Annotated in this window: 17 protein-coding genes; all 17 read right to left on the reverse strand. The window is 71.1% G+C overall.

The window, feature by feature from the left end:
• Window positions 1–19: 19 nt before the first annotated feature.
• A complete protein-coding gene (locus tag ACSC1Q_RS15065) occupies window positions 20–235 on the reverse strand; it encodes a hypothetical protein (protein ID WP_436759323.1) in 216 nt (71 codons plus the stop codon).
• 11 nt (window positions 236–246) lie between these two features.
• A complete protein-coding gene (locus ACSC1Q_RS15070) occupies window positions 247–717 on the reverse strand; it encodes a hypothetical protein (RefSeq protein ID WP_436759324.1) in 471 nt (156 codons plus the stop codon).
• A complete protein-coding gene (locus tag ACSC1Q_RS15075; RefSeq protein ID WP_436759325.1) occupies window positions 717–1271 on the reverse strand; it encodes a phage tail tube protein in 555 nt (184 codons plus the stop codon). Before ACSC1Q_RS15075 ends, ACSC1Q_RS15070 begins: the two co-directional genes overlap by 1 nt.
• Window positions 1271–1606: a hypothetical protein gene (locus tag ACSC1Q_RS15080; RefSeq protein ID WP_436759326.1), complete on the reverse strand. Its 336-nt coding sequence runs from the start codon at window positions 1604–1606 to the stop codon at window positions 1271–1273. Before ACSC1Q_RS15080 ends, ACSC1Q_RS15075 begins: the two co-directional genes overlap by 1 nt.
• The gene (locus tag ACSC1Q_RS15085) at window positions 1606–1935 is read right to left on the reverse strand and encodes a hypothetical protein (RefSeq protein WP_436759327.1); all 330 of its coding nucleotides are present in this window, start codon (window positions 1933–1935) and stop codon (window positions 1606–1608) included. Before ACSC1Q_RS15085 ends, ACSC1Q_RS15080 begins: the two co-directional genes overlap by 1 nt.
• Before the next feature lie 34 nt (window positions 1936–1969).
• A complete protein-coding gene (locus ACSC1Q_RS15090) occupies window positions 1970–2389 on the reverse strand; it encodes a hypothetical protein (protein WP_436759328.1) in 420 nt (139 codons plus the stop codon).
• Window positions 2389–2844, reverse strand: coding sequence for a hypothetical protein (locus ACSC1Q_RS15095; RefSeq protein WP_436759329.1), 456 nt, complete (start codon window positions 2842–2844; stop codon window positions 2389–2391). The genes ACSC1Q_RS15090 and ACSC1Q_RS15095 overlap by 1 nt, the downstream gene beginning before the upstream one ends.
• A gap of 9 nt (window positions 2845–2853) precedes the next feature.
• The gene (locus tag ACSC1Q_RS15100) at window positions 2854–3309 is read right to left on the reverse strand and encodes a hypothetical protein (protein ID WP_436759330.1); all 456 of its coding nucleotides are present in this window, start codon (window positions 3307–3309) and stop codon (window positions 2854–2856) included.
• 74 nt (window positions 3310–3383) lie between these two features.
• Window positions 3384–3740 (reverse strand): hypothetical protein, encoded by a 357-nt coding sequence (locus ACSC1Q_RS15105; protein WP_436759331.1) that lies wholly within the window; start codon window positions 3738–3740, stop codon window positions 3384–3386.
• Window positions 3741–3754: 14 nt separating this feature from the next.
• Window positions 3755–4675, reverse strand: coding sequence for a phage major capsid protein (locus tag ACSC1Q_RS15110; RefSeq protein WP_436759332.1), 921 nt, complete (start codon window positions 4673–4675; stop codon window positions 3755–3757).
• Between the two features lie 18 nt (window positions 4676–4693).
• Window positions 4694–5086, reverse strand: coding sequence for a capsid cement protein (locus ACSC1Q_RS15115; RefSeq protein ID WP_436759333.1), 393 nt, complete (start codon window positions 5084–5086; stop codon window positions 4694–4696).
• A complete protein-coding gene (locus tag ACSC1Q_RS15120) occupies window positions 5086–6588 on the reverse strand; it encodes a phage protease (RefSeq protein ID WP_436759334.1) in 1503 nt (500 codons plus the stop codon). The genes ACSC1Q_RS15115 and ACSC1Q_RS15120 overlap by 1 nt, the downstream gene beginning before the upstream one ends.
• Complete coding sequence (locus ACSC1Q_RS15125; protein WP_436759335.1) at window positions 6588–8618, reverse strand: phage portal protein family protein; 2031 nt, start codon at window positions 8616–8618, stop codon at window positions 6588–6590. The genes ACSC1Q_RS15120 and ACSC1Q_RS15125 overlap by 1 nt, the downstream gene beginning before the upstream one ends.
• Entirely contained in the window at window positions 8608–8853 is a 246-nt protein-coding gene (locus ACSC1Q_RS15130) for a hypothetical protein (RefSeq protein ID WP_436759336.1), read from the reverse strand. The genes ACSC1Q_RS15125 and ACSC1Q_RS15130 overlap by 11 nt, the downstream gene beginning before the upstream one ends.
• Window positions 8854–8871: 18 nt before the next feature.
• Complete coding sequence (gene terL / locus ACSC1Q_RS15135; RefSeq protein WP_436759337.1) at window positions 8872–10413, reverse strand: phage terminase large subunit; 1542 nt, start codon at window positions 10411–10413, stop codon at window positions 8872–8874.
• Complete coding sequence (locus tag ACSC1Q_RS15140; protein ID WP_436759338.1) at window positions 10410–10712, reverse strand: hypothetical protein; 303 nt, start codon at window positions 10710–10712, stop codon at window positions 10410–10412. Before ACSC1Q_RS15140 ends, terL begins: the two co-directional genes overlap by 4 nt.
• Window positions 10713–10716: 4 nt before the next feature.
• Window positions 10717–12579, reverse strand: coding sequence for a hypothetical protein (locus tag ACSC1Q_RS15145; RefSeq protein ID WP_436759339.1), 1863 nt, complete (start codon window positions 12577–12579; stop codon window positions 10717–10719).
• Between the last annotated feature and the right edge of the window lie 43 nt (window positions 12580–12622).

Raw genomic sequence — 12622 nt, forward strand, 5'->3', positions numbered from 1 at the left:
CCTCGCCTGGCGTCGTGGGTTATCCGGCGGCGAAGCGGGCGATCATCGCTCTGCGCTCCTCCGAATCCCGGCGGACCGGGGCGGCAGGGGGAGCGAACAAGTCGTCGAACGCGGCATGCGGGTCCGGTTCGAACTCATCGCCCGCCCCGGCCAAGGTGAGGAGCATGCTGGTGCGCAGGGTGTCGGTGCGCCACTCGATCCACAGGCTGTGGACGACGTCGAGGAAGTCGGGCAACGGCAGGTCGCTCAGCCGTAGGACACCAGCCGAGGCGTCTCCTTCGGCTGCTGGGCCGGTAGCTCCGTCTGCTCGACGGTGCCCCGCGAGAAGGAAACGACCGTCGCAGTAGCCGGGGCGGTCGGCGGCCCATCGGATGAGTCCGAGGGCCTGCCGGTAGGGCGGTTACCCGCCTCCTCCATGAGGTCCCCGATGATGGCCAGCAGCGTCTCATCGTCCGTGCCATGCCTCCGGCAGTGGGCGCGGAACCGCTGGTAGGTGCTCTCGCCGAGCAGCATCATGAAGATTTCAGCGATGATCGAAGCGCCTGCCGCGCTTTTCGAGTCGACGCCCATGGTGGCCAGCCGGGCGAACTCGCTGAAGTCCAGGACGCTGGCGGCAGCATCTTCGTTCCGGAAGGTGACGCCGTCGAGGTCGAACTCGACGACGAGGCTGTTGGAGGCCTTCTTGTGGCCGGGCGAGGTGTAGGAGCGTCTGGTCATCAGAGCCTCGTCGGGGCGGCGAGGATGGCCTTGAACAGCTTCGCTCCCGCGGGCCGCTCCGCCTTGAAGCTGCAGCCGATGGTGGCCTTGGCCGCACCCTTGCCGCGGTTGATCTCCATGTTGCCGGTCTGCAGCGTCTTGCGGAACACCCACCGTTCGGTGTGGTCTTCGGACTCGAAGCCGATCATGACGCGGATTTCTTCGCCGAGGTCCGGCGGTTCGAAGGTGACGATGCCGGATCCGGCGGTGATCGTGCCGCCGTTCAGCGCGACGCGCAGGTTGGTGGCGGTGATCTGCGCGAGCGCGAAGTCGATGGTCAGTTCGCGGCTGGTGAGGGCGACCGCGATCGGGTCGAGTTCCTCGGCGACCTCAACGTTCTCGCTGTCGACGCTGTAATTGACCTTGGAGCCTTCGTTGGTGTAGCCGAGGCCGATCCAGGACGTCGACACCGACGCCCACGGCGTGACGAGGTCCACCGGCTCGGGGGTGCCGAGCACCGCAGTGAACAGGCTTCCAGGGCCGAGTGCGATCGCTTCCGGCTTGCCACGCGCCATCAGGCACCGTCCTTGCTGTTGGTGGCCTGGCCGGGCGTGGTCTCAGGCTCATGTACGGGGGTGTTCTCGGCGGGTTCGGGGCGGCGGACCAGGTCGGCCCAGCCGAACTGGACGACGTGGTCGACGGGCACCCGGTCTCCGGGGTTGAAGGCTCGACTGAACTGGTTGTCGATGAACAACGGCTGGATCGCGATGTAGTACGGCGGCGCGGCGGCCTCGTCGTCGACCTGCTTGGCGGCGACGGTGGAGGTGGCGTCGGCGGTGTCGGAGAGAGCGACCTCGCGTACAGCCTGCGGGGTGTCGTCCGGCGGCGATGAGGCGGCGCGGCTGGCCATCAGGCGGCCTTGAAGGCGCCGACAGTCAGGCTGGTCGCGTCCGGACTGTAGGTGATCACGCACTGGCCATCCGCGCCCGCGAACAGGCGAGACGGCACCGGAATCTTCCACCGCTCCCCGGCAGGCACCGGCACCGACCGGTCCTGAATTGTGAGCCCCTCCACCGTGCCCGGCGTAGCCAGAATGACGGTCTTCGTCGCCCCGGAGGCGTTGTTGACCTCCAGGAACACGCCGTCGCCCGGCGTGCAGGTGTCGCCGCCTCCGGCTGCGGCGGTGAGGGTGGATGCTGAGCCGCCGGGCACCAGCACCTGCGTGGTCAATGCCGCCATGAGGGGAGTCCTTCCAGGTCAGGCGTTAAAAGGGTCAGAGCACGTAGAAGGAGGCATCCACGACGTAGTGGTACTGCTCCCGGTCGGAGTCGTGGTTGTCGACCAGCAGCGGCCCAGCCAGGTCGTCGGCGACCAGGCAGCGCGCGTCACCCATGACCGCCGGTGCGCCGCGCAGCGCGTCGACGGCGTTGGCGTAGGCGACGGCGGCGATCTCCGCCGCCTCGTCAGTGCCAGCGAAGATGGATGCGCTGATGCGGGGGCTGTCGATGGTGTCCTCGGCGACCAGATCCCCGGCCGCACGGCCGATACGGGACAGCAGGGCGTAGGCGCCGTGGCCGGGTGAGCGGGGGTGCTGCCGGAAAGCGCCGAGGGCGAGCGGGCGACCGGAGCCGACGAGGGTGTCGAGGCTGTTGACCCAGGCTCGGACGGCGGTGACGGCGACCACGTACGGCATCAGGCGCCCCGCAGATCTTCAAGAGCTGGCCGGAGGTGCGGTTGCGCCGAGGTGCCGGGGTGGTTGACCTTCCGAGTGAACCGGACCTTGCCGTCGGAGCCGACCCAGCGCAGCCAGCCGCCCGGCTTCTTCGGCCGGATCACATGAGGCCTCGTCCCGACCTCCACGAACAGGCCGTACGGCTCGCCTTGCGGGGTGCGTGCGGGTGAGGCGATGTCGACGTACAGGCCGATCTCGTCGCGGCCGAGTTCCCACCCGATCTTGCTGCGGAGGTAGCCGGACGGGCGACCGCCGGACCCGCGCGGTGAGACCGGTGCCCGGCGTTTCGCCCCCTGGGTGACGATTTCCCCGTACCGGGCCATGAGCCGGCCGACCGGCCCGTCCTTGCCGTGCAGCAGCTCGCCGAGCTCGCGCTCATTGAAGTCGAGGCGGAAGCCCCGCCCGCCAGCGGCCACGATGACCTCCTACAGGGGGTAGTCACCGGGCCAGGGAGAGGGTGCAGGCATCGACCAGACAGGCAGCAGCGAGCCTTCAGAGCCGGGTGAGCCTGCGTCGCTGACCGCGCCCACCAGACGGGCCAAGGCGTCTTTCGCGCGCTGGTCGAGGCGTTCGGACACGTCGACGTCGGCGTCCCGATCCGGATATGCCAACTCGATGTCGGCGGCGGCCCGCAGCGCGGCGGCTTTCTGGGCGAGCACCCGCAGGTAAGTAGGGGTGTCGGGGACCCTGCCGGCGACGGCGCCGAGGACTTCGGAGACGGCGCTGTCGATGAACCGGCTGGCCTGCTCCCCGGTGGGGGTGGTTGAGGCGTTGAACGTCATCGACAGGGTGTCGTCGCCCGGCGGGGCGTTGGTGGGGCGGGTGCGGGTGGGGATGTGGTCGGCGACTTCCTCCAGGCTCGGCGCCCACGGCTCAGCCATACCCCTCCCCCTGATCCTGTTGTGGTGGCCCGGCCCGGGACCACGGGGGCGAACCCCGAGGCCGGGCCACGTCTCTACTGCTGGGCGCCCTTGAGGTAGCGGGCCTGCAGTTCCTTGAGGTTGAGGTCCTCCAACTCGGCGCGGGTGCCGCCCTGGGCGACGCCATAGTCGACGAGCTCCGCCTTCGAGGAGCGGGCGTTGACGCCCTTCCCGTCGCCACTCGGCTGCGGGCTGGAGGTCTGCTCAACGGGCTTGTCCGGCCCACCAACCTCCTTGATCAGCTTCACCGACAGCAGATGCTCGATCCGGTCGTCCGGCACATCCGACGGCAGGAACGCGTCCTTGTACAGCGTGATCCGCGTCGGCCCCATCGGGCCGCCGGTCGGAATGTCGGTCACGCAGGCGCCAACCACCTGATACTGCTTCGCCATGATCAACCCTCCTGTCAGGTGGTGGTGATGCGGATCCCGGCGCCGGGCTCCTGCACGACCGGGACGGTGATGCGGCGACCCCAGATGTCCCAGGCGTCGCGGCGGGCCAGCCGCTCGGACTGCACCTGCACGGCGAGCGTGTCGACGGTGTAGCCGGCATCGACCTCGGTCTCATCCGCCATGCCGCCGAGCTGCTTGCTGTCGACGATCCACACGTCGTCGGAGGGCAGGCTGGAGGCGGGCGCGGTGACGACCTTCAGGCCGGCGATGACGTCCATCTCGCCGGTGTAGATGGGGTTGTCGGTCGCCTCCCGCCTGCGCAGGCTGGCGACCTTCTCGTCGCTGATCATGTACGCCCACTTGGTGGTGGACAGCAGCAGCGTGTCGGGCTTGTAGCCCTGGTTCAGGTCGATGACCTTCGCCACGGCCAGCTCGACGTCGCGCAGCACAGTGGCGGACGTGCCGGACCACACCGCGCTGGCCGCCTGCGTCGCCGTGACGGCGGAGGCGACCGCCGCCAGGGCGATGGAGTCGACCTTGGAGATGATCGTGTTGACGACCTTGCGTAGGACGCGGTCAACCTCGTTGCCGGGGTTGGCGTTGCGCTTGATCTTCTCGTCGGTCAGCTGCGTCGCCTGCCCCCACTTGGAGACGGCGGCCAGGGCGGCGGTGCCTTCGGCGGTGACGTCGTGCGGGTACTCCGACCCAGGCGGCACGGCTTCGACGGGCCGGGTGTTGGTGATCGGCTCGGACACCTGGTAGAGGATGGCACCGCCGCTGGTGCGGTACCTCTGGGTCAGGATCTGGTCGCTGACGAACCGCAGGTCTTGGAAGGTGCGGAGGCGGCGGCTGATCTGGGCGGGCGACTGCAGCATCCGGTGGATGGTGAGCAGGTCTCCGGACAGGCCGGGAGGCGCCGGGGGGTAGACGGGCATTAGGTCAGGTCCTCTCGGTTACCAGGCCATCCAGCGGACCTTGTTGCCGTCCGTGGCGGTTGTCAGGGCGGTGCCGATGACCGCTCGGGCGGCGGTGATGTCAGCGGCGGCGTTTCCGGCGGCGGCGGCCAGGCTCTTGACCTTGCCGGTGGCACCGGCCTGTACCTGGTCCATCGCGGTGATGCCGCCGTCGGCGATGCTTTCGTGGATCACGCCGCGGGGGGTGTAGGTGACGCGGGCGCCGTTGGCGGCGTCGAAGGAGGCGACGCCGATGTAGGCGGCGGATCCGGCGGCGGCGGGGGCGACGGTGCCGTTGCCGGACACCGCGAGGAGCTGGCCGCCGGTGACGGTGGCGCTGGTGGTGGCAGGGACGGCGTCAGCGGGGGTGAAGACGGGGATGTAGTCGCTCATCAGGCGCTCCGTCCGGGGGTGGAGAACAGGCTGTCGATGTCGGCGTCGATGTCGCTGCCACCGGCAGGTTCGCCGCCGGGCTCGCCAATGTCGGCCAGGGGGACGAGGCCAGGCGCCAGGGAGGCGAGGACGTCCCGGGTGCCGTCGGGGTCGGCGGCCCAGGACTTCTGCCAGTGGTCACGGCGGGCGGGTGCGGTCTTACCCGCGCGGATGGCGTCCTCGATCGCGCGGTCGCGGTCCTCGGTGAGCTGCCGGGTGCGGGCGGCGACGCCCTGGGACGCCTGCTCGCGCAGCTCGTTCAGCACCGCCTCCTCGATGACGACGGTGCCCTCGGGCAGCGGCGCGGGCGCGGCGGCGACCGGCTCGACGGGGATGGTGGGTTCGGCGCGCTCGTTCAGCGCCTCGTCCACGGCGGCGAGGATGGTGGCCTCGTCAGCGTCGGCGCCCAGGCCGAGCCGCTCACGCAGGCCCTCGTCCAGAGCAGGCATAGTGGCCTCTCCTTCGGTTGGGGTGGGCCCCGCGGCCGGCTCGACCGGGGGAGTCTGTGGGGGCGTCGGGATGATCTCCGGCGCAGGCGGCACCACGATGGGTGGGGCCGCCGGGTCGGCGGGGGTGGCCGGGGTCGGCTCCGCAGGCTGGGCAGGTGGCGGCAGCGGGGTGGAGGCTTCCGGCCGGGACTCCGCGCGGGAGGCGAACACCACCGCAGACGACGCCGCCACCGGGGTCGAGTCGCCCTTGTCGACGTACTCGACGCGCACCTCGACGGCGTCGCCGAACGTCACGTCGTCGCCGTCCACGACGACCGGCACCCGGTACCGTTTGCCGGTCTCGTCGTCCATCGTGATCAGCTGCGGTGGCTCCACCTGCAACTCGGTGATCCACACCGACCACGGTGCGGCGTCGTAATACGCCCTGCGGACGTCCTCGGTGGTGACCCCGGCGGCGACCTCGGCCGGGCGCGGGTTGGGCATCGGAGCTCCCTTGCAATGGACGGAGACGGCGTGGCCGGGCTGGCCGGTGGAGGAGGCGGCGACGCCGTACAGGGCGGCGATGTCCTGCAGCGACTGCAGGGTGCCGACGCCGGGCGCGGTGACGCCGAGCAGCGCGACCGCGGTGAGCACGAACGGGTGCGTGTGGCCGAGCTGGCATTTGAAGTCGAAGACGCCCTCGATGCTGCGGTCCGGGTAAGCGGAGGGCAGGGCGGCGGCGAGCCAGCCGGGCATGCTCGCGTAGTCGCCGATGAGGGTGTTGCCGGAGTCGACCAGGCCCATGTTGTCGATCCAGCCGATGGCGGGTTCGCCGTCGAAGCGGGGGTCGGTGTGGCCCAGCTTCAGCACCGGCCTGCGGACGGCTGGGCAGTCGAGGGCGCCGACTGCGGAAGCGAGGTCGGCGGGGGCGAAGGTGACCCGCCCGGTGCTGATGTCCCACTGGCCAGCCTGGACGAGTTCGACGCCGGGGATGGTGGCGAGGGCGGGGAGGTCGGGCACGGCGAGGTTGGGCATCATGCCTCCTCTGGCCAGATCGCGATCACGATGCCGCGGCAGCGCAGCCGCCCGTCGCAGTCGATGAAGCCACCTGTGATGTAGGTGGCTTTCGCCTCGGCGAGGCTGTCGAACACGGTCCCGTCAAGATCAGAACAGGGCTTGCAGGTGTTCGTGTCGAGCACCTCTGAGCTGGCGTATTCGGCTTCCGGCGCCACGTCGAGCACGGCGAACCGGCCGTCCGACTGCGCCGCGCTGAGCGCCCCGCCGAGTTGCTCGCGCAGCCACGCATCCGACAGCCCAGCGAGGTGGTCGACCACCGCGGCGGCGACGTCCTCACCCGACGCATCCGCGGTCGCCCGCCGGATCGCCTCCCGCGCCCCGGCCCCGGCGAGCTGGGAGGCCAGCAGTGCGCCCAGTGCGCGGGCCAGGTCGAGCAGGTGAGACTCGTTGACGGGCGGCTGGTCAACCTCCACACCCTGGGATGCGGCCTCCCCCACCATCTGGGCGGACGACTGCTCGGCAACCGCGACCATGGCCGCGCCCAGCAGTTGGATCGCGGCGCCCGGGTCGAGCACCAGATTCGCGAGGGCGGCGAGGTCTCCGCCGGAAACGATGCCGCGGATCTGCTCGGCAAGGTCGTCCCGCCAGGCGGCGGACACCCCGGCCCAGTCGGCGAGGAGCTGGGTGAGGGCATCCGACCAGACGGCTTGGATGGCGTCCGGGTCCATGCCGGAGTCGGCTTCAACGAGGGTGAGCTGCCGGTGCCCGTCCTCCGATCCGGCGGCCCGCACCGACCGGCCACGGGCCCGCGTCTTGCGGGGGCGGGCCTGCACCGAGGCGGGGGGCGGTGGAGCGGCCGGGCGTTGCGGGAGCCGCCACGCGGTGCGCACGTACGCTTCCAGCTCCGGGTCTGGGGTGATCGCGCCGGACGCGATGAGCGCTTGCAGGGCTTCGGCGTTGACCTCGTGGCGTTGGCCGACGTCGGTGGCGATGATCCGCGGCGCGGGCTCGCCTTCCCCCCAGTTCAGGTCGACGCTGGGGACGGCGGCGCCGAGGGTGGCGGTGTCGGCGAGCTCGTCGGCGACGGCTTGGAGCGACAGGAAGAACAGCTCCAGCATCGACTCGCCGAGCGCCCGGGACCCGTTGCGGGTTTCCCCCAGGTCGAGCAGGCCGGCCAGGGCGGAGCGTGACATCTGCTGGTCGAGGTAGCGGACGAACTCCATCGCGTCCGGCGCCGACCCGGTCATACCGGTGATCGCCAGGCGGAAGCCGGGCGGCAAGCCGACGCCTGCGGTGTCGCCAGCGCGCATCGCCGAGGCGAGCCGCTGCGCTTCGGTCACTTGGGCGGGAGTCGCGCCTGCCGGGGCTTCAACGGAAGGGACCCCCATCCCGAAACGCCTGATCGAGGTGGCGTGCACCCTCCACACCTCGTGTTTGATCAACCAGGCCCCGTAGGAGGCGCGCAGAATCGACCGCCCGGTCCAGGAAGCGCCTTCCCGCTCGTGCGCGTACCACAGCAGCCGATCCGCGGGGATGGGCCCGCCCGCAGCGTGCTCCTGCGAGATGGACTTGAGGGTGCCGTCCCGGTTGATGTCGATCGCCCGCACCGTGTGCGGCAGCCGCTCCCCCAGGTTGACCAGGCGCGCTAGCCCGTCCCTGATCTCGTATCGGCGCTCAAACGGGGCGAACCCGTAGACGAGGCTGAGCAGGGCAAGGCGGACGTGCTCCGCCCACCGCACGCCGCGGCGACGGGCTGGGCCGGGCCGGTTGTCGGCGCCAAGGACCGGCAGGCCGAGGTCGTCGGCGACGAGCTGCACAACCTCGTCCCGACATCCGGCCGGGTCGACGGCCCAGGTGGCTCGGCGGATGGGGAGGGTGTAGGCGGCGAGGATAGCGGTGAGCTGCGGGTCGTGGCGCATCCGCGCGTACGTCTGCACCGACGTGGGCCACATCAGGTCGGGGATAATCTCCAGCAGGTCCGCGTACAGGTGGCCGAAGTATCCGGCGTCGAGGCTGCCGATGTCCCGGGTGGGGGCGTTAATCGCCATCGGCAGGCCCCTCTTCCTCGAATGCGGCGGCGGCCTCACGGAGGAAGGCGGCGACACGGCGGCGCAGCTCCGGCCCGTCCGTCTCAGCCGTTACGGGCAGGGACACCGATCCGTCTGGCGCCCGGGTGGCGGACGTCATCTTCACGGTGAGCGGCACTTCGATGCGGCCGATCTCGGCTTCGGACTCTCCGATGCGCAACACGACGGGCAGGGTGATCGGGGTCAGCTTGGCCATGCCGCTCACCCCCTGCTCTCAGTAGTCGACGCTCATGAAGTCCATGCCGCCTGCGCCGCCGGTCGCCGCGGCGTACGCCTGGCTGATCACCCCGTCATCCACAGGCGTACGGCGGGGGCCCGGCAGCGACGCAGTCTCCGCGGGCAGCCAGTGCGCTCCCGCCACCCGGGCGGCGTAAGCGACCACGTCCACGCAGTCGTCATGCACGCCGTTTGGGAAGGCCAGCAGCTCGTCCCGCCAATCGGCCACCTCGGGCATTCGGTCCAGCGGCGGGAACCACAGCCGCCCGGAGTCTGCGCGCGCGGTCGCCGGAAGGGCCCGGGTGACCTTGTCTGCGTCGGCGTGGAGTTCCTGCACCGGCACCCCGCCCTGGGCGGCCTCGTAGACGAGGGTCGTGCCGAACATGCGGGACTCGACGAACACCACGTCCGCCGACCAGCGCTCGCGCAGCCCCCGCACCGCAGGCCAGTGGCCGGCCGGGTCGAGGCGCTCCCGGATCCCGTCCAGCATGACCAGGTCGCCGGCCGGGCCGATCGCCCACACCGCAGCCGCCGTGTAGTCCGCCGACGTTTTCACGCTGGCGGCGAGGTCGACGGTGAGGAACTTCCAGCAGTCGCGCAGGTCCACGATGCGGTCGCCGAGCCGGAGCCGCTGCTCGCCGCCCGACACCCAGTGGCGCAGGCCGGCTCGTTTGAAGAGGCCGCCGTCGGCCGGCTGCGGGCGCTGCTGGTAGAGGGCAGCCCACACGTACTCGCCGACGTCCCGGCGGATCGCGGCCCAGTCCCGATCTCCGCGGGCGGAGGTCATCGGTTCGCCGATCCGGCGGCCGAGCGGGTCATCCTCGGACTCGGCGATGGCCGGGATCGAGACGACCCGCCAGCGCTCGGGGTTCTGCGCGAGCAGCCGCCCGCCGAGGTCGGCCTCGTGCCATCGAGTCTGGATTAGAACGACGCGCGCCCCTGGGCCAAGGCGAGGCACAGCGACAGCTTGCCAGAACCGCCAGGCGCGCTCCCGATAAACCGCCGACTGCGCCTGCTCCAAGTCCTTGATGGGGTCGTCTATGACCATGACGTCGATCGGCTTGCCGGTCAGCGCGCCGGCGACGCCAACACAGTAGACGCCGCCCTTTCGCCCCTCGATCTGCCACCGGCCAGCGGCCCGGGAGTCGGCACGCAGGCGTAGCCCAAGGTCGGTGGTCTCGTCGGCGCCGTCGAACGTCTGGGCATCGAGCTTGATGTCGCTGCCCCACCGGCGAGCCATCTCGTCGGCGTACGACACGATGCCGACCCGCAGGTCCGGGTTCTCGACCAGGAGCCACTCAACGAACCGGTGCGAGATCCGGACGCTCTTGCCCTCCTGCGGGGGCATGAACACCATGAGCCGGTCCTCACGCCCATCGGCGACCGCAATGAGTTCGTCGTCGATGAGGTCCAGCGCCGGGGTCTGCACGGTCGTCGGGTCGAGTTCGGCGGCCAGGGCGCCCGGGGTGGCCCACCGCCGGGTGCGGGGCTGGAAGCGGGCAGCTGCGATCTCCCACGGGGAAGGCGCTGTCACGGTCATGACAGCACGCCGACCGTGAGAAGCCCGGACCGGCGCACCGGTTTGCGGGTGCCTGCGGTGAGGCGGGTCCACACCACGTACTCGCCCGGCGTATAGGTGTGAGGCGTACCGGGGCCGATGTGGATGGACGCCCACCCAGTGGCGCCGTCCTCCCAGGCGGCGGCGATGTAGTCGCCGTCGACCGGCTCCGCCTCGGGGGACGTCCGGGAAATGATGGCGATGCCCGCTGGGAGACCAACCAAGCCAACCCCCCAGAACACACGGATGTCCTCGTTGCTGCTCGTGGGGATGTGCGCCACCCGGTCACCTCCCGACGTGTGGTGGGCCGGCAATCCAGTTGAGGGCGGGCGGGCTGACCGATCCCCAGACGAGGGTGGGCGGGCCGACCGAGGCGGGGATGTCGACCAGATCGAGCCCGCCGAGCGTCACCTGAGCAAAAGCCGCTGCGTGGCTGACGGTTCTCGCCGACACCACCCGGCGCGCTGTGGCCATGGCGGCTACCGCGAGGGCAGCCCGGCCGGTGGCCATGGCGGTCTTACCGGTGCAGCTGGCCGCCCAGGAGGCGGCGGTGGAGCTGGCAGAGGCGGCGGACACGTGTGCAGCGACCGCGCGGCCGTACGGCGCCGCATAGGCCCGCCCGCCGCCCGTGACGGTCTTCGCCGACACCGCGTGCCCGTACGGCGCCGCGCAGCACCAGGCGGACACGGCGCGGGCGATGATCTGCGAGTGGCAGGCGGAGAAGAGCCCCCAGCAGGCGCCCGTGACCGCGACACGTTTCGCCGCCGTGGCGCTGCTGCCCGCATGGGCTGGGCACACCGCCGTGACGCCGACGCGCTTGGCTGTGCCGCTCCCCGCCAGGGCGACGGCGTAGGCGTGCGCCGCCGCCGGACTGGTCTTGGCTGCGGTGGCGTAGGAGCCCGGCGAGGCGAAGCAGATGCCGGTCACCGTGGCCGGGGCGACCTTCCCTGCGGTCGCGTACGCCTGCGGGGCAGCCGCCGCCACTCCCGACGTGGTAACCGTCTTGGCTGCGGCCCCGTACGCGCCTGCGGCTGCGGTGCAAGACGCGGTGACCGCCCTGGCGCTGGCCTGCGAGTGGTGCGCCCACACCGCTGAGGAGGACGTCCCGGCTACGGGCACCGTCTTGCGGACCACGCCGGAGGAGAACGCCAGCGTGGACACGGCGCCGCTGCTGGCGGCCGACTTCGCCGCCACCGCGCGGGCGGTCGCGCTCGAGGTGGCGGCGCCTGCCGTGGTCACGTGCTTGGCGGTCACCGAAGACGCGGCGGACAGGAGTGTGGCCAGGCCGGATGCGCGGGCTGCCTTCGCCGCTATCGCCGTAACGTCCGCCGCAGCCGTGCTCGTCGCCGCTGCAGGGATGTTCTTGGATGCTGAGGCGCGGCCGGTCACGGCAGCAGAGCAGGTAGCGGTGACAGCGACGTGTTTGACGGCTGCGGCGGTCGCGGTGGGGGCGGCGTGAGACGTGCCGGTGGCGGTGGGGGCGGTGCTGGCGGCGGGGCCGATCCAGCCGACATCGCTGCTCGCGACGTCGTCGATGTTGAACGCGGAGACGCTTGCGGTGTTCGTCACCACGCCGACGCGCAACCTGGCCGGATTGGCGGCTCCGGTGTTGACGTTCGACACGGACAGGGTTTCGTCGGCGGTGGTGCCGTCGGGGCTGGTGACGTACAGCCGTGCGGACATGGCGCCGGTGGTGGTGCCGGCGGTCAAGCTGACCTCGATACGGCACCAGGCGCCTGCGGGGATCGTGGTTGTGCTGGTGCCGCCGAGGGTGCCGCCCCCGTACAGCATGCCAACGGTGCCGTTGGTGTTGATGCGGACCGTGCCCATGATGCCGTTCGAGCTGGACAGGATCCGCAGGATGCTCATCTGAGCGCCTGGGTTGCCGGTGCAACGGACGTAAGCGCGGTGCCACACGGTGGCGGCCGACACGCCGGACGTCCACGCCAGGTAGGCGGACCCGGACGCGGCGGTCGCGACCCGGGCGGAGACGGTGCCGTGCGCGGCGTACGCCGTGTCGTACTCCAGGGTGGCGCCGGAGTCGATAGTGACCGCGCCCCACGCGTCACCAGACGCCCCGCCGGAGTTGCCGGTGGAGATCGGGGTGGCGTCGACCCCGCCCTCGAAGGAGTTGCTGAGCGACGCCACTGACACCTCCCGGCGTGCAGGCGAACGTCACGGCGCAGAAGGA

This window comes from Streptosporangium heterodermiicola (genome assembly GCF_051390675.1).
Lineage (GTDB): Bacteria > Actinomycetota > Actinomycetes > Streptosporangiales > Streptosporangiaceae > Streptosporangium.

Bases quoted from the DNA above. Each gene is read 5' to 3' on its own strand.
- ACSC1Q_RS15100 (WP_436759330.1), bottom strand. From the start codon at position 3,309: ATGGCTGAGCCGTGGGCGCCGAGCCTGGAGGAAGTCGCCGACCACATC.
- ACSC1Q_RS15080 (WP_436759326.1), bottom strand. From the start codon at position 1,606: ATGGCCAGCCGCGCCGCCTCATCGCCGCCGGACGACACCCCGCAGGCT.
- ACSC1Q_RS15070 (WP_436759324.1), bottom strand. From the start codon at position 717: ATGACCAGACGCTCCTACACCTCGCCCGGCCACAAGAAGGCCTCCAAC.
- ACSC1Q_RS15075 (WP_436759325.1), bottom strand. From the start codon at position 1,271: ATGGCGCGTGGCAAGCCGGAAGCGATCGCACTCGGCCCTGGAAGCCTG.
- ACSC1Q_RS15105 (WP_436759331.1), bottom strand. From the start codon at position 3,740: ATGGCGAAGCAGTATCAGGTGGTTGGCGCCTGCGTGACCGACATTCCG.
- ACSC1Q_RS15130 (WP_436759336.1), bottom strand. From the start codon at position 8,853: ATGGCCAAGCTGACCCCGATCACCCTGCCCGTCGTGTTGCGCATCGGA.
- ACSC1Q_RS15085 (WP_436759327.1), bottom strand. From the start codon at position 1,935: ATGGCGGCATTGACCACGCAGGTGCTGGTGCCCGGCGGCTCAGCATCC.
- ACSC1Q_RS15090 (WP_436759328.1), bottom strand. From the start codon at position 2,389: ATGCCGTACGTGGTCGCCGTCACCGCCGTCCGAGCCTGGGTCAACAGC.
- ACSC1Q_RS15120 (WP_436759334.1), bottom strand. From the start codon at position 6,588: ATGCCCAACCTCGCCGTGCCCGACCTCCCCGCCCTCGCCACCATCCCC.
- terL (WP_436759337.1), bottom strand. From the start codon at position 10,413: ATGACCGTGACAGCGCCTTCCCCGTGGGAGATCGCAGCTGCCCGCTTC.
- ACSC1Q_RS15115 (WP_436759333.1), bottom strand. From the start codon at position 5,086: ATGAGCGACTACATCCCCGTCTTCACCCCCGCTGACGCCGTCCCTGCC.
- ACSC1Q_RS15110 (WP_436759332.1), bottom strand. From the start codon at position 4,675: ATGCCCGTCTACCCCCCGGCGCCTCCCGGCCTGTCCGGAGACCTGCTC.
- ACSC1Q_RS15125 (WP_436759335.1), bottom strand. From the start codon at position 8,618: ATGGCGATTAACGCCCCCACCCGGGACATCGGCAGCCTCGACGCCGGA.